This window comes from Streptomyces sp. NPDC058525, assembly GCF_042719495.1.
GTDB lineage: Bacteria > Actinomycetota > Actinomycetes > Streptomycetales > Streptomycetaceae > Streptomyces.
The window spans coordinates 1-20,461 of the sequence record NZ_JBHXNP010000044.1 but is presented as its reverse complement, the minus strand read 5'-3'; the positions used below and the strand labels follow the sequence as shown (position 1 = coordinate 20,461).

The 20,461-nt window shown below is 72.5% G+C and carries 15 protein-coding genes; 8 read left to right on the top strand and 7 right to left on the bottom strand.

Annotation, left to right across the window (positions count from 1 at the left end; all coding sequences use genetic code 11):
* The first annotated feature begins 19 nt into the window (after nt 1–19).
* Together ACFWP3_RS21105 and ACFWP3_RS21100 are read left to right on the top strand one after the other, a co-directional pair.
* On the top strand, nt 20–2,278 hold the full coding sequence (locus tag ACFWP3_RS21105) for an ATP-dependent RecD-like DNA helicase (RefSeq protein WP_384223196.1): 2,259 nt from the start codon (nt 20–22) through the stop codon (nt 2,276–2,278).
* Nucleotides 2,279–2,460: 182 nt separating this feature from the next.
* Nucleotides 2,461–3,750, top strand: a complete 1,290-nt coding sequence (locus tag ACFWP3_RS21100) for a citrate synthase (protein ID WP_030229520.1) — start codon at nt 2,461–2,463, stop codon at nt 3,748–3,750.
* A gap of 406 nt (nt 3,751–4,156) precedes the next feature.
* Here ACFWP3_RS21100 and ACFWP3_RS21095 read toward each other — a convergent pair whose 3' ends face one another.
* Complete coding sequence (locus tag ACFWP3_RS21095; protein WP_384223193.1) at nt 4,157–6,445, bottom strand: heavy metal translocating P-type ATPase; 2,289 nt, start codon at nt 6,443–6,445, stop codon at nt 4,157–4,159.
* Nucleotides 6,446–6,538: 93 nt separating this feature from the next.
* Nucleotides 6,539–6,772, bottom strand: a complete 234-nt coding sequence (locus ACFWP3_RS21090) for a heavy-metal-associated domain-containing protein (RefSeq protein ID WP_384223192.1) — start codon at nt 6,770–6,772, stop codon at nt 6,539–6,541.
* A 162-nt stretch (nt 6,773–6,934) separates the two neighbouring features.
* On the opposite strand from ACFWP3_RS21090, the gene ACFWP3_RS21085 reads away from it, so the two are divergent.
* Nucleotides 6,935–8,158: a cation:proton antiporter gene (locus ACFWP3_RS21085; protein WP_384223190.1), complete on the top strand. Its 1,224-nt coding sequence runs from the start codon at nt 6,935–6,937 to the stop codon at nt 8,156–8,158.
* Here the strand turns inward: ACFWP3_RS21085 and ACFWP3_RS21080 are convergent.
* On the bottom strand, nt 8,136–8,795 hold the full coding sequence (locus tag ACFWP3_RS21080) for a TetR family transcriptional regulator (RefSeq protein ID WP_384223188.1): 660 nt from the start codon (nt 8,793–8,795) through the stop codon (nt 8,136–8,138). The two genes, ACFWP3_RS21085 and ACFWP3_RS21080, sit on opposite strands and share 23 nt — an antisense overlap.
* Before the next feature lie 131 nt (nt 8,796–8,926).
* On the opposite strand from ACFWP3_RS21080, the gene ACFWP3_RS21075 reads away from it, so the two are divergent.
* A complete protein-coding gene (locus ACFWP3_RS21075) occupies nt 8,927–11,194 on the top strand; it encodes an MMPL family transporter (RefSeq protein WP_384223186.1) in 2,268 nt (755 codons plus the stop codon).
* 59 nt (nt 11,195–11,253) lie between these two features.
* Here the strand turns inward: ACFWP3_RS21075 and ACFWP3_RS21070 are convergent, their stop codons facing one another.
* The 3 genes from ACFWP3_RS21070 to ACFWP3_RS21060 all read right to left on the bottom strand — a co-directional run bounded on the left by ACFWP3_RS21070 (nt 11,254) and on the right by ACFWP3_RS21060 (nt 13,785).
* A complete protein-coding gene (locus tag ACFWP3_RS21070; RefSeq protein ID WP_384223183.1) occupies nt 11,254–11,454 on the bottom strand; it encodes a helix-turn-helix transcriptional regulator in 201 nt (66 codons plus the stop codon).
* Between the two features lie 382 nt (nt 11,455–11,836).
* Nucleotides 11,837–12,850: a Gfo/Idh/MocA family protein gene (locus ACFWP3_RS21065; protein WP_384223180.1), complete on the bottom strand. Its 1,014-nt coding sequence runs from the start codon at nt 12,848–12,850 to the stop codon at nt 11,837–11,839.
* Between the two features lie 20 nt (nt 12,851–12,870).
* Entirely contained in the window at nt 12,871–13,785 is a 915-nt protein-coding gene (locus ACFWP3_RS21060; RefSeq protein WP_384223178.1) for a sugar phosphate isomerase/epimerase family protein, read from the bottom strand.
* A gap of 41 nt (nt 13,786–13,826) precedes the next feature.
* Here ACFWP3_RS21060 and iolC point away from each other — a divergent pair, with 41 nt between their 5' ends.
* The 4 genes from iolC to ACFWP3_RS21040 are packed head-to-tail and all read left to right on the top strand — an operon-like array spanning nt 13,827 to nt 19,209.
* Nucleotides 13,827–14,813, top strand: coding sequence for a 5-dehydro-2-deoxygluconokinase (gene iolC, locus ACFWP3_RS21055; protein ID WP_384223175.1), 987 nt, complete (start codon nt 13,827–13,829; stop codon nt 14,811–14,813).
* Between the two features lie 7 nt (nt 14,814–14,820).
* Nucleotides 14,821–15,831 carry a 5-deoxy-glucuronate isomerase gene (iolB, locus tag ACFWP3_RS21050; RefSeq protein WP_384223289.1) on the top strand — a complete coding sequence of 337 codons (1,011 nt, stop codon included), beginning with the start codon at nt 14,821–14,823 and terminating at the stop codon, nt 15,829–15,831.
* On the top strand, nt 15,828–17,696 hold the full coding sequence (iolD, locus tag ACFWP3_RS21045) for a 3D-(3,5/4)-trihydroxycyclohexane-1,2-dione acylhydrolase (decyclizing) (RefSeq protein WP_384223173.1): 1,869 nt from the start codon (nt 15,828–15,830) through the stop codon (nt 17,694–17,696). The genes iolB and iolD overlap by 4 nt, the downstream gene beginning before the upstream one ends.
* A 13-nt stretch (nt 17,697–17,709) precedes the next feature.
* Complete coding sequence (locus ACFWP3_RS21040) at nt 17,710–19,209, top strand: CoA-acylating methylmalonate-semialdehyde dehydrogenase (protein WP_384223171.1); 1,500 nt, start codon at nt 17,710–17,712, stop codon at nt 19,207–19,209.
* Nucleotides 19,210–19,285: 76 nt separating this feature from the next.
* Here ACFWP3_RS21040 and ACFWP3_RS21035 read toward each other — a convergent pair whose 3' ends face one another.
* Nucleotides 19,286–20,314: a WxL protein peptidoglycan domain-containing protein gene (locus ACFWP3_RS21035; protein ID WP_384223169.1), complete on the bottom strand. Its 1,029-nt coding sequence runs from the start codon at nt 20,312–20,314 to the stop codon at nt 19,286–19,288.
* Nucleotides 20,315–20,461: the final 147 nt, after the last annotated feature.

Genomic DNA, 20,461 nt, shown 5'->3' with positions numbered 1-20,461 from the left:
GGGACGGTAGCTTCGGGGCATGGCAACGAACGGGGCGCAGGCGCAGTCGGTGCAACTGGCGGTGGTCGAGGGCGTGCTCGAGCGCATCACCTATGCCAACGAGGACAGCGGCTACACGGTCGCGCGCGTCGACACCGGCCGCGGCAGCGGCGACCTCCTCACCGTCGTCGGCTCCCTGCTGGGCGCCCAGCCCGGGGAATCGCTGCGCATGGAGGGCCGCTGGGGCTCCCACCCCCAGTACGGCAGGCAGTTCACCGTCGAGAACTACAGCACCCTGCTCCCCGCCACCATCCAGGGCATCCGCCGCTACCTCGGCTCCGGCCTGATCAAGGGCATCGGCCCGAAGATCGCCGACCGGATCGTGGAGCACTTCGGCCTCGACACCCTCGACGTCATCGAGGACGAGCCCGAGCGGCTGATCGAGGTGCCCGGGCTCGGCCCCAAGCGGACCGGGATGATCGGGGCCGCCTGGGAGGAGCAGAAGGCCATCAAGGAGGTCATGGTCTTCCTCCAGGGCGTCGGCGTCTCCACCTCCATCGCGGTGCGCATCTACAAGAAATACGCCGACGCCTCCATCTCGGTGGTGAAGAACCAGCCCTACCGGCTCGCCGCCGACGTGTGGGGCATCGGCTTCCTCACCGCCGACCGCATCGCCCAGGCCGTCGGCATCCCGCACGACAGCCCCGAGCGGGTCAAGGCCGGGCTCCAGTACGCCCTGTCCCAGTCCACCGACCAGGGGCACTGCTTCCTGCCCGAGGACCGGCTCATCGCCGACGGGGTCAAGCTGCTCCAGGTGGACACCGGGCTGGTCATCGACTGCCTGGCCGAACTCGCCGCCGATCCGGAGGGCGTCGTACGGGAGTCCGTGCCCGATCCGCAGGGCGGGCCGGACCCGCTGACCGCCGTGTACCTGGTGCCCTTCCACCGCGCCGAGCTGTCGCTGGTGGGCCAGGTGAGAAGGCTGCTGCGCGCCGAAGAAGACCGGATGCCCGGATTCCAGGACGTGGACTGGGACAAGGCGCTGGGCTGGCTCGCCGGGCGGACCGGGGCCACCCTGGCCCCCGAACAGCGGGACGCGGTCCGGCTCGCGCTGACCCGCAAGGTGGCCGTCATGACCGGCGGCCCCGGCTGCGGCAAGTCCTTCACCGTGCGCTCCATCGTCGAGCTGGCCCGGGCCAAGAAGGCCAAGGTGGTGCTCGCGGCCCCCACCGGCCGGGCGGCGAAGCGGCTGGCCGAGCTCACCGGGGCCGAGGCCTCCACGGTCCACCGGCTGCTGGAGCTCAAACCCGGCGGGGACGCGGCGTACGACCGGGAGCGGCCGCTGGACGCGGACCTGGTCGTGGTCGACGAGGCCTCGATGCTGGACCTGCTGCTGGCCAACAAACTGGTCAAGGCGGTGGCCCCGGGCGCCCACCTGCTGCTGGTCGGGGACGTGGACCAGCTGCCCTCGGTCGGCGCCGGCGAGGTGCTGCGTGATCTGCTGGCCGAGGGCGGCCCGGTGCCCGCGGTCCGGCTGACGCGCATCTTCCGGCAGGCCCAGCAGTCGGGCGTGGTCACCAACGCCCACCGGATCAACACCGGTGTGCCCCCGATCACCGACGGGCTGCCGGACTTCTTCCTCTTCCCCGAGGAGGACACCGAGGCGGCGGGCGTGCTCGCCGTGGACGTGGCGGCCCGGCGGATTCCGGCCAGGTTCGGGCTCGACCCGCGGCGCGACGTCCAGGTGCTCGCGCCCATGCACCGCGGCCCGGCCGGCGCCGGAAACCTCAACGGCCTGCTCCAGCAGGCCATGACGCCGGCCCGGCCGGACCTGCCCGAGAAGAGGTTCGGCGGCCGGGTCTTCCGGGTGGGCGACAAGGTCACCCAGATCCGGAACAACTACGAGAAGGGCGCCAACGGCGTCTTCAACGGCACGGTCGGCGTCGTCACCGGCCTCGACCCGGTCGAACAGCGCCTGACGGTACGGACGGAGGAGGACGAGGAGATCGCATACGAGTTCGCGGAGCTCGACGAGCTGGCCCACGCGTACGCCGTCACCATCCACCGCTCCCAGGGGAGTGAATATCCGGCGGTCGTGATCCCGGTCACCACCGGTGCTTGGATGATGCTCCAGCGAAATCTCCTCTACACGGCGGTGACCAGGGCGAAGAAACTGGTCGTCCTCGTCGGGTCCCGCAAAGCCCTCGGTCAGGCGGTGCGTACCGTTTCCGCAGGCAGGAGGTACACGGCGGTCGCGCCCAGGCTGTCCGGCCGGATACCGGTGGGAAACATCACCTAGATGATCGATCATTTGGGGTTCCACGACCGGTGCGGAGGGGGCAGGATGAGCAGCTTGACGGCACTGAGTGCCGTTGAAAGCACCAAAGGCCGACCCCGAGTGCACTCTCCTGCGCCAAATGGGGGAAGGTAGAGGCAGTCAGGGCACCTCGAAGAAGAGGCACTACGTCGGTGAGGGATGACGTGAGCGACAACTCTGTAGTACTCCGGTACGCGGACGGTGAATACACCTACCCGGTGGTCGAGAGCACCGTCGGTGACCAGGGCTTCGACATCTCGAAGCTGAGGGCCCAGACCGGGCTCGTCACTCTGGACAGCGGCTACGGCAACACCGCGGCCTACAAGTCCGCGATTACCTACCTCGACGGTGAGCAGGGCATCCTGCGCTACCGCGGTTACCCGATCGAGCAGCTGGCGGAGCGCTCGACCTTCATCGAGGTCGCCTACCTGCTGATCAACGGTGAGCTGCCGACCGTCGACCAGCTCGCGTCGTTCCGCAACGAGATCACCCAGCACACGCTGCTGCACGAGGACGTGAAGCGCTTCTACGACGGCTTCCCGCGCGACGCGCACCCGATGGCGATGCTGTCCTCCGTGGTCAGCGCGCTGTCGACGTTCTACCAGGACAGCCACAACCCGTTCGACGAGAAGCAGCGCCACCTCTCGACGATCCGGCTGCTGGCCAAGCTCCCGACGATCGCGGCCTACGCGTACAAGAAGTCGGTCGGCCACCCGGTGGTCTACCCGCGCAACGACCTCGGCTACGTCGAGAACTTCCTGCGCATGACCTTCTCCGTGCCGGCCCAGGAGTACGACCTGGACCCGGTCGTGGTCTCGGCGCTCGACAAGCTGCTGATCCTGCACGCGGACCACGAGCAGAACTGTTCGACCTCCACCGTGCGCCTGGTCGGCTCCTCGCAGGCGAACATGTTCGCCTCGATCTCCGCCGGCATCTCGGCCCTGTGGGGTCCGCTGCACGGTGGCGCCAACCAGTCGGTCCTGGAGATGCTCGAGGGCATCAAGAACGACGGCGGCGACGTCGACGCCTTCATCCGCAAGGTGAAGAACAAGGAAGACGGCGTCCGCCTCATGGGCTTCGGACACCGCGTCTACAAGAGCTTCGACCCCCGGGCGAAGATCATCAAGGCGGCGGCGCACGACGTCCTCTCGGCGCTCGGCAAGAGCGACGAGCTGCTCGACATCGCGCTCAAGCTCGAAGAGCACGCGCTGGCCGACGAGTACTTCGTCTCGCGCAACCTCTACCCGAACGTGGACTTCTACACGGGTCTGATCTACCGCGCGATGGGCTTCCCGACCGAGATGTTCACCGTGCTCTTCGCGCTCGGCCGGCTCCCCGGCTGGATCGCCCAGTGGCACGAGATGATCAAGGAGCCGGGTTCCCGCATCGGCCGTCCGCGCCAGATCTACACGGGCGAGGTCCTGCGCGACTTCGTGCCCGTCGAGGCCCGCTGACCCGAGGCCCTCGCTCCCGGACGTCCGGGCCGGGACCTCCGGCCTCCGGCTCGGACAGACACCGGTTCAGGCTTGCGAAAAGCGCCCCGCCGTCGATCCCCCCACGGGTCGGCGGTCGGGGCGCTTTCCTTTCCCCGGTACGGATTCCCCCCACGGGACCCGAGCCGGGGCGTCGGTGTCTGCCGGGACCCGTTCGGGTCGGGAGGGCCGCTCAAAGCCTCCCGCGGGAACGTGTCCCGGCCGGCCGGTGCCGCACGGACGTCCCCCAAGACCTCCGTGGAACGTCCCCCAAGACATTCCTGGCACCGCCCCATTAGACCCGTGCCGACCCCGGATGGTTACGTTGGCATCACTGTGATCTGCGTCTCCCGTGAAGGAGGTGTGTGGGCGATGCGAAGGCGATCCACTAGCGGAAGGACCGCAACCGGAGGCTGTTGGTCACGACGAAGACCGAAGAGAAGGCCATCGCTGCGCCCGCGATCATCGGGTTGAGCAGCCCGGCGGCCGCCAGCGGCAGGGCCGCCACGTTGTACCCGAAGGCCCAGAACAGGTTGCCCTTGATGGTGGCCAGGGTCCGCCGGGACAGCCGGATCGCGTCCGCGGCGACCCGCAGGTCTCCCCGTACGAGGGTCAGGTCGCCCGCCTCGATCGCGGCGTCCGTCCCGGTGCCCATGGCCAGGCCCAGGTCGGCCTGGGCGAGCGCGGCCGCGTCGTTGACCCCGTCGCCGACCATCGCGACCGTACGGCCCTGCGCCTGGAGGCGGCGTACGACGTCCACCTTGTCCTGCGGGAGCACCTCGGCGATCACCTCGTCGATGCCGACCTCCCGGGCCACCGTCTCGGCGACGGCCTTGTTGTCGCCGGTCAGCAGGACCGGCGTGAGGCCGAGCGCCCGCAGCCGGGCCACCGCCTCGGCGCTGGTCTCCTTGACCGCGTCGGCCACCGTCAGCACCCCGCGCGCGGCGCCGTCCCAGGCCACGAGGACGGCGGTGCTGCCCGCGGCCTCGGCGGCCGCCTTGGCCTGCGCGAGGGGGGCCGGCAGCGCGATCGACCAGTCGGCCAGCAGCTGTTCGCGGCCCACCAGGACGGCGTGCCCGTCGACCACGCCCTGGACGCCGAGCCCCGCGAGGTTCTCGAACCCCTCGGGTACCGGCAGTTCGCCCACCCGCTCGGCGGCCCCCGTGGCGATGGCGCGGGCGATCGGGTGCTCGGAGGCGTGCTCCAGGGAGCCCGCGAGGCGCAGGAGCTCCTTCTCGTCGACCCGCTCGCCGGTGTGCACGCCGGCCAGGGTCATCTTCCCGGTGGTGACGGTCCCGGTCTTGTCCAGGACGACGGTGTCCACGCGGCGGGTGGACTCCAGCACCTCGGGTCCCTTGATCAGGATGCCGAGCTGCGCGCCGCGGCCGGTGCCGACCATCAGCGCGGTCGGGGTGGCCAGGCCCAGGGCGCACGGGCAGGCGATGATCAGGACGGCCACGGCGGCGGTGAAGGCGGCGGTGGGATCGTCGGTGATCAGCAGCCAGGTGAGCCAGGTGCCGAGGGCGAGCAGCAGCACCACGGGCACGAAGACCGCGGAGATCCGGTCGGCGAGGCGCTGGACCTCGGCCTTGCCGTTCTGCGCATCCTCGACCAGCCGGGCCATCCGGGCGAGCTGGGTGTCGGCGCCGATCCGGGTGGCCTCGACCACCAGCCGGCCGGAGGCGTTGACGGTGGCGCCGGTGACGGAGTCGCCGACGGAGACCTCGACGGGGACCGACTCGCCGGTGAGCATGGAGGCGTCCACGGCGGAGCTGCCCTCGACGACCGTGCCGTCGGTGGCGACCTTCTCGCCGGGGCGGACGACGAACCGGTCGCCGACCGCGAGCGAGCTCACCGGCACGCGGACCTCCCGGCCCCCGCGCAGTACGGCGACGTCCTTGGCGCCCAGTTCCAGCAGGGCCCTGAGGGCCGCGCCCGCCTTCCGCTTCGAGCGGGCCTCCAGGTAGCGGCCGAGCAGGATGAAGCTGACGACGCCGGCCGCGACCTCCAGGTAGATGGCGGAGGAGCCGTCGGTACGGGAGATCGTCAGGTCGAAGCCGTGCCGCATGCCGGGCATGCCCGCGTGGCCGAGGAACAGGGCCCACAGGGACCAGGCGAAGGCGGCGAGAGTGCCGACCGAGACCAGGGTGTCCATGGTGGCGGCGCCGTGCCGGGCGTTGGTCCAGGCGGCCTTGTGGAAGGGGAGGCCGCCCCAGACGACGACGGGCGCGGCGAGGGTCAGCGAGAGCCACTGCCAGTTGTCGAACTGGAGGGCCGGGACCATGGCGAGCAGGACGACGGGCAGGGCGAGGCCGGCGGAGACGAGCAGTCGCTGGCGCAGGGCGGCCGTCGCGGGGTCCCGTACGGCGGCGTCGGCGGCGGCGTCCGCGGCCTTCGCGCCTTCCGGAGTGCCGGGGGCCGCTTCCGGTTCCGGTTCCGGCGGCGGGGGCTCCTCGGCGGTGTACCCGGTCTTCACGACGGTCGCGATGAGATCGGCGACCTGGACGTCGGCCGCGTACGAGATCTTCGCCTTCTCGGTGGCGTAGTTCACCGTGGCGGTCACGCCGTCCATCCGGTTCAGCTTCTTCTCGATGCGGGCCGCGCAGGAGGCGCAGGTCATTCCGCCGATCGAGAGTTCGACCGCCGCTATGGGCCCGTCGTGGACTGTGCTGGTCATGTTCCGGCTCCAGGGGGAGGGCCGGGGTGTACGGAACCAGTATGAGCTGGCCGGCACACCCCGGCGGGGTGCTGCCGAAGGGGAGGGACCGGCTCAGACCCGGCCGGTGAACTCGTAGCCCGCCTCGTCCACGGCGGCGCGTACGTCCTCGTCGGCCAGCGGGGCGGCGGAGGTCACGGTGACCTCGCCGGTCGCGGCGACGGCCTTGACCGCGCTGACGCCCGGCAGCGCGGAGAGCTCGGTGGTCACCGCGCCCTCGCAGTGCCCGCAGGTCATGCCGGTCACCCGGTAGACGGTGGTGGTCTGGGTGTCCGTCTCGGCGGTCATGTCGTTCTCCTCTTCAAGGGCGTGTGCGGTCGCCGGGGGCGGCGCGTCACTCCACCGTCCTCCCGACACTTCGAGACTATACCCCTAGGGGGTATGGATGCGAGTAGCCGCGCCGGTTCATTTGGGGTGGCCGGGCGGGATGAATCATATGTAAATGCTCATATGGATCATCCGGGAACCTTCGTTCTGATCACGGCCGTGGCCGTACTGGCGCCCCTGCTCGCCTACGGGATCTCGCGCTGGCTGCCCGTACCGCTGGTGATCTTCGAGATCCTGCTCGGCATCCTGATCGGGCCGGACGTGCTCGGGTGGGCCCACACCGGGCAGGTGATCGACGTGCTGAGCCGGCTCGGCCTCGCGATGCTGATCTTCCTGGCCGGTTACGAGATCGACTTCGACCGGGTCAAGGGGGACACCCTCAAGCGGTCGGTGTGGGCGTGGCTGATCGCCCTCGTGCTGGGGCTGGGCATCGGCACCCTGCTCACCCGCGGCGGCGGCTTCGACAAGGGGGTCTACGTCGGCACCGCGCTCACCAGCACCGCCCTCGGCGCGATCCTGCCGGTGCTGCGCGATGCCGGGGACCTGCGGAACCGGTTCGGCTCCGTGATGATGGCGATGGGGGCGGTCGGCGAGTTCGGGCCGATCATCGCCATGGCGCTGTTGCTGAGCGGCCGGGCCCCGGGGCGCTCGGCGGCGCTGCTGGCGGCCTTCGCGGTGCTGACGGCGGCGGCGGTGTTCTGGGCGCTGCGGCCCAAGCCGCCCTGGTTTTCGAACGTCATCGCCAAGACCCTGCACAGCAGCGCCCAGTTCGCGGTGCGGCTGGTGGTGCTGGTGCTGGTGGGGATGCTGGGGCTGGCCCAGGTGCTCGGGCTCGACATCCTGCTCGGGGCCTTCGCGGCCGGGCTGGTGACCCGGCTGGTGCTGCAGGGGGCCGCGCCGGAGAGCAGCGGGACCGTGCTGTCGAAGGTGGAGGCCATCGGCTTCGGCTTCCTGGTGCCGCTGTTCTTCGTGGTCACCGGGATCGAGTTCGACCTGGAGGCGCTGCTCGGGGGCGGCCGGGAGCTCCTGCTGCTGCCGGTGTTCCTGCTGCTCTTCGTGCTGGTGCGGGGGCTGCCGATGTGGCTGCTGGCCCCGCGGGACCTGGGGCGGCGGGACAGGTCGGCGCTGGTGCTGTTCGGGTCCACCGCCCTGCCGCTGGTGGTCGCGATCACCACGCTGGGGGTGCAGGCCGGGCAGGTGGAGCCGGGGGAGGCGGCGGCGCTGGTGGGCGCCGGGATGCTGTCCGTGCTGGTGTTCCCGCTGGCGGGGCTGCGGCTGCGGGCCGGGGGCCGGGCCGGGCGGGGGGCCGGGCGCAGGGAGCGGGTCAGGGGGAGTGAGTCGTGGTGACCATCGGCTCCAGGTAGCGCAGCAGCACGGTCTTCAGCTCGGCGGTGTACGCGTCGCGTTCGGCGTCCTCGTGGGCCAGGATCAGGTCCAGCGAGGACTTGAAGATGCCCAGGATCATGTTCGAGGTGTGGGTGAGCTCGGCGGGCGTGGCCTGCGGGCAGAAGGAGTGCAGTACGCCCTCGACCCGGGTGAGCAGGCCGGAGTGCAGCTCCTCGTGCTCCTGGTTCATGGCGCCCGGGATGCCGGAGCCGTGCATGAGCGCCCAGAAGGCCGGGTTCTCGCAGTTGAAGGCGATGACCGGGTCCAGGACGGCGTCCAGCAGCTCGGGCAGCGGCCGCTGGAGGTTCTCGGGCAGGAAGGCCTGGCCGTGCGTCTCGTGGGCGCGCTGGAGCAGCCGGCCGCCGAGCTCGACCGCGATGGCCTCCTTGTTCGGGAAGAACTGGTAGAGCGTGCCCGGTGAGACGCCGGCCTCGCGGGCGATGGCGTTGGTGCTGGCCGCGGCGTAGCCGGTACGGCAGAACACCCCGGCGGCGGCGGCCAGGAGCTGGGAAACCCGGCGCTCGCCCCGTGCCTGGCGGCGGCGCGGTGCGGCGGTTTCTTCGGTTTCGGTTGTTTTGCCCCTGGGAGTTCCCGGCATGTCCAATCCCTTGCTTCCCGTGGGTGATTGACAAACGCGAGTGATCGCTCGCATTCTGAGGGAACGCGAGCGATTGCTCGTGTTTGCCAGTCTATTCGGCCTGGCAATCACGGTGAAGGGGACACCGAGTCATGTCCGAAGTCAAGAATCCGCCGTCGCCCGGGGAGAGCGGCAGGTGGACCCGGTTCGTCACGGCCCGGCCGCGGCTCTCGCTGCTGCTCGCCCTGCTGGTCACGGCGCTGGCCGTGTTCGCGGGCGGCGGCGCCGCCGAACGGATGGGCAGCGGCGGCTGGGAGGACCCGGGCGCCCGGTCCACCTATGCCGCCAAGGCGCTGGAGCGCGAGTTCCCGGCCTCCCAGCCCAATCTGCTCCTGCTCATGGACGCAGGCCCGGGGACCGCCGGAGTGGACGATCCCGCCGTCGCGGCCGAGGCCGAGCGGCTCACGGCGCGGCTCGCCGCCGAACAGGGGGTCGTCGGCGTCGGCTCGTACTGGCGCACCCAACTGCCCGCCCTGCGCTCCGAGGACGGCCGCCAGGCCCTCGTCTCCGCCCGGGTCCTGGGCGACGAGAAGACCGCCACCCGCGTCCTGGACCGGATCGCCCCGCGCTACCAGGGCGAGCACGGCCCCGTGCGGGTCTCCCTCGGCGGGCCGGCCGCGGTCCAGCGCGAGGTGACCGCCACCATCCAGGAAGACCTGCTGCGCGCCGAGATGATCGCCCTGCCGGTCACCCTCGTCCTGCTCATCCTCGTCTTCGGCAGCGCCGTCGCCGCCCTGCTCCCCCTCGGCGTGGGCATCGTGGCCATCCTCGGCACCAATGCGGTGCTGCGCGGCCTCACCGAGTTCACCGAGGTCTCCGTCTTCGCCCAGAATCTGACCACCGCGCTCGGACTCGGGCTCGCCATCGACTACGCCCTGTTCATCGTCCGCAGGTTCCGCGAGGAACTCGCCGCGGGGCGGGACCCGGTGGCCGCCGTCGGGGCCACCCTGCGCACCGCGGGCCGCACCGTGCTGTTCTCGGCGCTGACCGTCGCGGTCTCGCTCTCGGCCATGCTCTTCTTCCCGATGTACTTCCTGCGCTCCTTCGCCTACGCCGGGGTGGCGGTGGTCCTGCTCGCCGCGGCGGCCGCGCTGATCCTGCTGCCGGCGGCCCTGGTGCTGCTCGGCGAGCGGGTCAACTCCCTGGACCTGCGGCGGCTGTGGCGGCGCGGGCGCCCTGCCGGCGCCCCGGCGGAACCGGGGCGGGGCTGGGCGCGGACGGCCGGCCTGGTGATGCGCCGGGCCCCCGTGTTCGCCGTGGCCACCACGGCCGGGCTGCTGCTCCTCGGACTGCCGTTCCTCGGCGTGAAGTTCGGCACCGTGGACGACCGGCAGCTGCCGAAGACCGCGCAGTCGCATGTGGTCCAGCAGCAGATCCGCGACTCCTTCCCGGGCAGCCCCGGCGGAGGGCTCACCGTCCTCACCGAGGGCGCGGCCGGGCCCGCCGAGCTCGCCGCCTACCGGGAGCGGCTCGCCGCCCTGCCCGGGGTGGTCCGGGTCGACGGGCCGGTGAGCTCCGCGGAGCCCTCGCGGTACGCCTACTTCTCGCTCACCACCGAGGGGGAGGCGGTGGGGCAGCAGGCCCAGGACCTGGTCGGCGAGGTGCGGAAGGTGGAAGCGGACTTCCAGGCCTCCGTGACCGGACAGGCGGCCGTGCTGGTCGACGCTCAGGAGGCCATAGCCGGGAAACTGCCCGCGGCGCTGGCCCTGGTCGTGCTCGCCACGCTGCTCCTGGTGTTCCTGCTCACCGGCAGCCTGCTCATACCGGTCCAGGCGGTCCTGCTCAACGCCCTGAGCCTGACCGCGATGTTCGGGGCGGTGGTGTGGGTCTTCCAGGACGGCAACCTCTCCGGACTGCTCGCCTTCACCTCCACCGGCGACATCGAGACCACCCTGCCGGTGCTGATGTTCTGCATCGCCTTCGGACTGTCCATGGACTACGGGGTGTTCCTCATATCCCGGATCAAGGAGGAGTACGACCGGACCGGCGACCACGAGGGGGCCGTGCGCAGCGGACTGGCCCGTACCGGCGGGCTGATCACCGCGGCGGCTGTGATCCTGGCGGTGGTGATGGTGGCCATCGGCACCTCGCGGGTCACCAACACCAAGATGCTGGGGCTCGGGATCGCGCTGGCGGTGCTCATGGACGCCATGGTCGTGCGCAGCCTGCTGGTCCCGGCGGTCATGAAGCTGACCGGGAAGGCCACCTGGTGGGCGCCGGGCCCGCTGCGCAGGCTGCACGGGAGGATCGGACTGAGCGAAGGGCAGTCCCTGCCGCCGTCGGCCGAGCCGGATACGGATACGGATGCGGATACGGATGCGGCTCCGGAGCCCGAGAAGGTGCCCGCCGGGAAGGCCTAGCCGGGTGAGGCGGGGGGACGGGGCCGGCCCCGGCGGCCCCGTTCGGCAGTCGGTGCCGGTCAGCCCTCGCGGCGCCCCCGGTTGCCGGGGCGCCGGGCCACCCAGGTGCGGATCGTATCGGCGTACCAGTAGGGCTTGCCGCCCTCCATGTGGTCGGGCGCGGGAAGCAGGCCGTGCTTCCGGTAGGAGCGCACCGTGTCGGGCTGGACCCGGATGTGGGCGGCAATCTCCTTGTAAGACCACAGCTGTCGGTCGCTCATGACGCACCTCCTGGTCCACGCCGCGGGGCCGGCCGGGAGGCCGTCGGGGGAGCCGGCGCGTGGACACTGACGATCAGTCGGGTTGTGCCCGGGGAACGACGCGAGGTGAGGGCAGGGGAGGGGCTGTCGACCGCCTGTGACGGAAAACCCGCGTCATGCGGATATGCGTGACACAAGTGCGACCCCTGTGACAGATGCGGCACAGGGGTGCACAAGTGGCCCGGCGGTGACCGGGGCCGGCCTCAGCGGCTGAGGGGCCGGGCGGGCAGCGGTACGAGGGGCCGGGCGCTCAGCAGTACGAGGGGCCGGGTGCGCAGCGGTACGAGGGGCCGGGCGGGCAGCGGTGGGAGGGCCGGGTGCTCCGCGGTGGGAGGGCCGGAGTTCAGCGGTAGAGGGGCGGGCGGTCGACCAGGGCCACCGGGGCCCGTACGCCGGTGCGCGCCGCCGTGAGGCCCGCCTCCGAGACGGCGGCGGCCGCGTAGCCGTCCCACGCGTCCGGCCCGTCCACCCCGCCCCGCGCGGCCGCGGCCACCCAGCGGCGCAGCTGCCGGTCGTAGGCGTCGGCGAAGCGCACCGTGAAGTCCTGGTCGATCGCGCCGCCCCAGCGGCCCGCCGACTGCACCACCATCGCGTGCCCGTCACCGATCCGGGCACTGCCGGACTCCCCGACCGCCTCGCACTGCACCTGGTAGCCGAAGCCGCAGTTGACGAAGATCTCCACGTCCACCACGGCCCCGCCCGAGGTCTCCAGCAGCACCAGCCGGGGATCGCGCAGCCCCTCCGGAGCCGCCGAGGACGGGGTGGGGGACAGCACGGACACAGCCGTGATCTCCTGCCCCAGCAGCCAGCGGGCCGCGTCCACCTCGTGCACCACGGAATCGCTGATCAGCATGTCGCTGGTGAAGAAGGACGGCGAGGAGGCATTGCGGTGCCGGCAGTGCAGGAAGAGCGGGCGTCCGATCCCGCCCGCGTCCAGCAGCTCCTTCAGGCGTTCGTACTCGGCGTCGTACCGGCGCATGAACCCCACCTGGACCAGCCGCCGGCCCAGCCGCTGCTCGGCCTCCATGATGCGCAGCGCGCCCGCCGGATCGGGGGTCAGCGGCTTCTCGCACAGCACGGGCAGCCCCCGCTCCAGGGCCGCCCCGATCGCCTCCTCGTGCGCGGGCCCGGGGGAGGCGATCAGTACGGCCCCCACCCCGGGCGCGGCTATGGCGGCCGCCGGGTCCGTGTACGCGGCGGCGCCCTCCAGGGTGCCCGCGACCTCCTTGACCCGGTCCCCGTCCGGGTCGGCCACCGCCACCACCCGGGCCCCGCCGACGGTCTGCCCGATCCGGCGGACGTGGTCGGCGCCCATCTTCCCCGTGCCGATGACGGCGATGCCGAGGGTGCTGCTCATGTCGTGTTCCTCCCGGGAGTTCAGCGGGCGCCGCAGGAGCGCAGGTAGGAGCGGGTGCGCCGGGCGATCGGCAGCGGACGGTCGGGATCGCAGGGGTACATGTCCTGTTCCACGATGGCGAACAGGTCCACGCCCAGCCGCTGCGCGGCCGCCAGCACCGGCTCCAGCGCCGGCACCCCCGCCGGCGGTTCGCACATCACCCCGCGGCCCACGGCCGGACCGAACGGCAGCCCCTCCGCGACCACTTCGGCCAGGATCCGCGGATCCACCTGCTTCAGGTGCAGGTAGCCGATCCGCTCGGAGAAGGTCTCGATGGCCTGGACGCTGTCGCCCCCGCAGTACGCGTAATGGCCGGTGTCCAGGCAGAGCGAGACCAGGCCGGGGTCGGTGGCGTCCAGGAACCGCGCCACGTTCTCGGGGGTGTCGATGTGCGTGTCGGCATGGGGATGGACCACGATCCGCAGCCCGTACCGGTCCTGCACCTCCCGGCCCAGCCGCTCGGTCTGCGCGGCCAGTTCACGCCACTGCGCGGGAGTGAGGGTGCGGTCCTCCAGCACCTCGCCGGTCTTGTCGTCCCGCCAGAAGGAGGGGATGACCACGAGATGCGCGGCCCCCATCGCCCGGGTGAGGGCGGCGATCCGCGACACGTGCTCCCAGGTGTCCTCCCACACGGCGGGCCCGTGATGGAGTCCGGTGAAGACGGTGCCGGCCGAGACCCGCAGCCCGCGCTTGGCCGTTTCCTCGGCGAGTCGGGCGGGATCGGTGGGCAGGTAGCCGTAGGGGCCGAGCTCGATCCATTCGTACCCGGCGTCGGCGACCTCGTCGAGGAACCGCTCCCAAGGGGTCTGCGCGGGGTCGTCGGGAAACCAGACACCCCAGGAGTCCGGAGCCGAACCGACGCGGATACGGGTCAACGCGGGCGGGGAGGACGTCATAGCGGCCACCTTAGGGTGCGAGGCTCGAAGGGACGGTGAAGATGGTGGGACCAGCGGGAGGACTGACCGTGAGCGGCGACGGATTCGCGTTCGACCTGATCACGATGGGGCGCATCGGGGTGGATCTCTACCCGTTGACGACGGGCGTACCACTGGCGGAGGCGGACACCTTCGGCAAGTTCCTGGGCGGCTCCCCGGCGAACGTGGCCGTCGCGGCCGCCCGGCTGGGCCGGCGCACGGCGCTGATCAGCCGTACCGGCGCGGACCCGTTCGGCACGTACCTGCGGTCCGAGCTGCGGGGGTTCGGGGTGGACGAACGGTGGGTGACCGAGGTCGCCGGCCGCCCCACCCCGATCACCTTCTGCGAGATCTTCCCGCCCGACCACTTCCCGCTGTACTTCTACCGGCTGCCCAAGGCCCCCGATCTGGAGATCGCGGCGGAGGAGCTGGACCTGGCGGCCGTCCGCGAGGCCAAGGTGTTCTGGATGACGGGCACCGGCCTGAGCGAGGAGCCGAGCCGCACGGCCACGCTGGCCGCGCTGGAGGCCCGCGCGAAGTCCGGGACCACCGTCTTCGACCTGGACTGGCGGCCGATGCTGTGGCGCGAGAAGCCCGGCGCGCACTACGAGCGGGCGCTGGCCCTGGCGACGGTGGCCGTCGGCAACGCCGAGGAGTGCGAGATCGCCACCGGCGAGTCGGAGCCGTACGCGGCGGCGCGGGCGCTGCTCGCCGCCGGGGTGGAACTGGCGGTGGTCAAACGGGGCCCGGAGGGCGTGCTGGCCGTCCACCGCGACGGGACGGTGGCGGAGGTCCCGCCGGTTCCCGTCCGGGTGGTGAACGGGCTGGGGGCCGGGGACGCGTTCGGCGGTGCGCTGTGCCACGGGCTGCTCGCCGGGTGGGACCTGGCGGCGGTCATGCGGTACGCGAACGCGGCCGGGGCGATCGTGGCTTCGCGGCTGGCGTGCGCTGCGGCGATGCCGGTCTCCGACGAGGTGGAGGAGGTGCTGGGCCGTGCCGGTGGTCTCTGAGTGGGGGATGGAGTGGACGAGGCTGGTCGTCCTCGAGCTGGAACCGGGCGAGGTGTACGCGCACGCGTGCGGTGAGGCTGAGTGGATCGTGCTGCCGCTCGCGGGGGCGGCCAGGGTCACGTGCCGGGGCTCCGCGCCTGACCCGGCCACCCCCGAGACCCGGGGCTCCGCCCCCGACCCCGCGCCTCAATCGCCGGCGGGGCTCAAGGATCGGGGCTCCGCCCCGGACCCCGCGCCTCAATCGCCGGCGGGGCTGGAGGTGCCGGTGTTTGAGGCGCGGGGGGCTGGGGGCGGAGCCCCCAGCAGCGGGACGCAGGTGTTCGAACTGCTGGGGCGGGGCGGGGTGTTCCAGGGGGTCAGCGACTTCGCGTACCTGCCCCGCGACGGGCACGCGGAGGTGACCTCGGCCGCCGGCGGGCGGTTCGCCCTCGCGGGGGCCCGGTGCGAGCGGCGGCTGCCCGCCCGCTACGGCCCCGCCGCAGCCGTGCCCGTCGAGCTCCGCGGCGCAGCCCAGTGCTCCCGGCAGGTCAACAACTTCGCCGCGGCCGGCCCGGCCGGGTTCCCCTGCGACCGGCTCATCGCCGTCGAGGTGCTCACGCCCGGCGGCAACTGGTCCTCGTACCCGCCGCACAAGCACGACGAGCACCACCCCGGCGAGGAGTCCCGGCTCGAGGAGATCTACTACTTCGAGATCGCCCCGCACGGCGACACCCCCGGCCTCGGCTACCAGCGCGTCTCGCCCTCCCCGGCCGGGAAGACCGACGTCCTCGCCGAGGTGCGGACCGGGGACGCCGTGCTGATCCCGGACGGCTGGCACGGGCCATCCATCGCCGCCCCGGGGCACGACATGTACTACCTCAACGTGATGGCCGGTCCGGACACGAGCCGCGAGTGGCTGATCCGGGACCACCCCGACCACGGCTGGATCCGCGCCACCTGGCCGGGGCAGGACATCGACCCCCGGCTGCCCTACCCCCAGGCCCCCCGGACGGCCCCGCAGACGGAGGCACCCCGATGAGACTCACCGTCGCCCAGGCGCTCGTCGCCTTCCTCGCCCGCCAGTACACCGAACGCGACGGCCGGCGCCACCGGCTCATCGCGGCCACCTGGGGGATCTTCGGGCACGGGAACGTGGCGGGCATCGGCCAGGCCCTCCTGGAGACCGGCTCCCGCTCGATGCCCTTCCTCCAGGGCCGCAACGAGCAGGCCATGGTGCACGCCGCCGTCGGCTACGCCCGCCAGAGCGGGCGGCTCTCCGCGCACGCCGTGACCACCTCCATCGGGCCCGGCGCCACCAACCTCGTCACCGGCGCCGCCCTCGCCACGATCAACCGGATCCCGGTGCTCCTGCTGCCCGGCGACACCTTCGCCACGCGGCCCGCCGACCCCGTGCTCCAGCAGCTGGAGGTCCCGTACGCGGGGGACCTCTCCGTCAACGACGCCCTGCGGCCTGTCTCCCGGTTCTTCGACCGGATCACCCGCCCCGAGGCCCTCGTCCCGGCCGCCCTCCAGGCGATGCGCGTCCTCACCGACCCCGTGCAGACCGGGGCCGTCACCCTCGCGCTGCCGCAGGACGTGCAGGCGGAGGCGTACGAGTGGCCCGAGGAGTTCTTCGCCGAGCGGGTGTGGGGCGTGCGCCGGCCCCGGCCCGACCGCGCCGAGCTGGCCGCGGCGGCCGAGGCCGTACGCCGGGCCGAGCGGCCCCTGATCGTCGCCGGCGGCGGGATCCGGCACAGCGAGGCCCAGGCGGCCCTCGCCGAGTTCGCCGCGGCCACCGGGATCCCGGTGGCCACGACCCAGGCGGGCAAGGGCGTGCTCCCGTACGACCACCCGGCCGAGGTCGGCGGGATCGGGCACACGGGGACGGCCACCGCGGACGACCTGGCCCGGGAGGCGGACCTCGTCATCGCCGCCGGGACCCGGCTGACCGACTTCACCACCGCCTCCGCGACCCTCTTCAGGAACCCGACCGTCCGGTTTATTGGCCTGAACCTCGACCCGTACGACGCCCACAAACTGGCCGCGCTGCCCCTGGTCGCCGACGCCCGCGAGGGGCTCGACGAGCTCCGGGCGGCGCTCGGCGGCCACCGGGTGGACCCCGCCCACGAGGCGGCGTACGGACGGCGCAAGGCGGACTGGGAGGCCCGCGTCGACCTGGCCTTCGCCGCCCCCGACGAGGACCTCCCGCCCACCCAGGCCCAGGTCCTCGGCCTGCTCGACGCCCTCGTCGACGACACCGACATCCTGATCAACGCCGCCGGCTCGCTCCCCGGCGACCTGCACAAGCTGTGGCGGGCCCGCTCGGCCGACCAGTACCACGTGGAGTACGGCTACTCCTGCATGGGCTACGAGATCCCGGCCGCGATCGGCGTCGCGCTCGCCGCGCCCGGCCGCCCGATCTGGGCGCTGGTCGGCGACGGGACGTACCTGATGAACCCGACCGAGATCGTCACGGCCGTCCAGGAGGGCATCCCGGTCAGGATGGTCGTCCTCGACAACCACGGCTACGCCTCCATCGGCGGCCTGTCGGGGGCGGTGGGCGGCGAGGGCTTCGGCACCGCGTACCGCTTCCGGGGGCCCGACACCACATACACGGGCGAGCCCCTCCCGGTGGACCTCGCGGCCAACGCGGCCTCCCTCGGGATGGCCGTGATCCGCGCCCGGACCGTACGTGACCTGCGCGAAGCCCTGGCCGAGGCCCGCTCGGCGACCCGTCCCACATGTGTCTACATCCAGACCCGAACGCCCGACACTGTGTCGGGCCCACCCCCCGCACAGGCGTGGTGGGATGTTCCTGTGGCCGAGACCGCGACCCGCAAGGCGGCGGCCGAAGCCCGTGAAGAGTACGACCGGCAAGCCGCGCAGCGACGTCGCCATCTGTGAAGGAGCAAGGCAAATGAAGACCGTCAACCACTGGATCGGTGGCAAGACCGTCGAGGGCGCGTCGGGCAACTACGGCCCGGTCACCGACCCGGCCACCGGCGTGGTCACCACCCAGGTCGCGCTCGCCTCGGCCGCGGAGGTCGACGCCGCGGTACAGGTCGCGAAGGAGGCCTTCCTGACCTGGGGCCAGTCCTCGCTGGCCGCCCGTACCAAGGTGCTGTTCGCCTACCGGGCCCTGCTGGACGCCAACCGCGACGCCATCGCCGAGCTGATCACCGCCGAGCACGGCAAGGTCCACTCGGACGCGCTGGGCGAGGTCGCCCGCGGCCTGGAGATCGTCGAGCTGGCCTGCGGGATCACCACGCAGCTCAAGGGCGAGCTGTCGACCTCGGTCTCCAACCGCGTCGACGTCTCCGCCATCCGCCAGCCGCTGGGCGTGGTCGCGGGCATCACCCCGTTCAACTTCCCGGCGATGGTCCCGATGTGGATGTTCCCGCTGGCCGTGGCCTGCGGAAACACCTTCATCCTCAAGCCCAGCGAGAAGGACCCCTCCGCTTCCGTCAAGCTCGCCGAGCTGATGACCGAGGCCGGTCTGCCCGCGGGCGTGCTCAACGTGGTCCACGGTGACAAGGTCGCGGTCGACGCCCTGCTGGCCCACCCCGACATCGCGGCCGTCTCCTTCGTGGGCTCGACCCCGATCGCCCGCCACATCCACACCACCGCCTCCGCCAACGGCAAGCGCGTCCAGGCGCTGGGCGGCGCCAAGAACCACATGCTGGTGCTCCCCGACGCCGACCTGGACGCGGCCGCCGACGCGGCGGTCTCCGCGGCCTACGGCTCGGCCGGCGAGCGCTGCATGGCGATCTCCGCCGTCGTGGCCGTCGGCTCCATCGCCGACACCCTCGTCGACAAGATCCGCGAGCGCGCCGAGAAGATCAAGATCGGCCCCGGCAACGACCCGACCTCCGAGATGGGCCCGCTGATCACGGCCGCCCACCGCGACAAGGTCGCCTCGTACGTCAAGGGCGCGGCCGCCCAGGGCGCCGACGTGGTCCTGGACGGCACCGGCTACACCGTCGAGGGCAACGAGAACGGCCACTGGATCGGCCTGTCCCTGCTCGACAACGTGAAGACCGACTCCGACGCCTACCGCGACGAGATCTTCGGCCCGGTGCTGTGCGTGCTGCGCACCGATACCTACGAGGAGGGCGTGGCTCTCATCAACGCCTCGCCGTTCGGCAACGGCACCGCGATCTTCACCCGCGACGGCGGCGCGGCCCGCCGCTTCCAGCTGGAGATCCAGGCCGGCATGGTCGGCGTCAACGTCCCGATCCCGGTGCCGGTGGGCTACCACTCCTTCGGTGGCTGGAAGGACTCGCTCTTCGGCGACCACCACATCTACGGCAACGACGGCATCCACTTCTACACCCGCGGCAAGGTCGTCACGACCCGCTGGCCGGACCCCTCGGACGCCCCGGCGGGCGTGGACCTCGGGTTCCCCCGCAACCACTGACACCGCGGCGCCACCCCGGAACGCGGAACCCCCGGCCCACCCTCACCGGCCGGGGGTTCCCGCCGTCCGGCGGCCGTCAGTGCGTGCGGGCCAGGTCCGGGGCGGGCTCCGGGCGGTCTTCGGACGTGGTCCGGCGGCGGCGCAGCACCCAGAAGGCGAGGGCCGCGCCCGTCAGGACCAGGGCCGCGCCCGCGGCGGGCCACGGGACGGCGACGAACTCGGCCGTGGAGCGCGAGGTGAGGTCCGGGTGGGCCGTGGCGCCGGCCGTGACGGTCAGCGTCACCCAGTCCAGCTGGGGGGCGTCCGGCCACGGCTCGGTCAGCTCGACGCGCTGGCCGGGCAGCAGGGTCAGCTTCAGTTCGCGGGACGGACGGCTGAACACCTCGCGTCCGAACAGGCCCTGCGCCGACAGTTCCACCTTCGGCTCGACGACCACGTTGCCCCGGTTCACCAGGGCGTACGAGACCGTGGCGCGGGCGTCCTTCACCCAGGGCAGCAGCGGGGCCGCGCGGCTGACCCGTACGTCCTCCACGCTCAGCCCGGGCGTCACCGGCCCCGGAACCCGGAAGTACAGCCGGGCGCCCACCGAGCGCTTCACCCCGACCTGGACCTTGCCCTCCTGCTGCACGCCCTCCACGGCCGTGTTCAGGGCCACGATCCCGCCGACGTGGTCGCCGGGCGTCGCGTCCGCCGGGACCTTCACCGTGAACGGGATGTCCTTGCGGCCCTTGGCCGGCACGGTCACGGTGGCCGCCGCCTCCGGCGCCAGCGCGATCCACGCGCCGACGTCCCCGGGCTTGGTCTCCACCGGCAGCAGGGCGAAGGCGCCGCCCACCGGGGTGTTCACCGCGTCCGTGGCGAACACCTGGAAGGTCAGGTCCTTGTCCGAGGAGTTCAGGATCGTCGCGCTGTCCTGGACGGTGGTGCCGGCCGCGCCCTGGTGGAAGAAGTAGGCGCGGTCGGTCATCGCCGCACCGGCGGCGGGCGTGGGGAAGACCCCCCAGGTGCCGTTGTCCGCCGCCGTCGCGGTGGTGGCCGGGAGCAGGCCCGCGCCCAGCAGCAGCAGACCGGCGAGCAGACCGTACAGAGAGGTGCGGGTGCGCATGGGCGGGGTCTCCAGTCGGCGCGGAAAAAGGGGGAAGGTGGTGGGGGGGCCGGGGGCCCCCCCCCCCACCCGCGCCGGCGCCGGCCGCCCCGGGGGCCGCCGCGCACGACGCGGCGCCGCCCCCCGCCCCGCCCCGCGCCCCGGCCG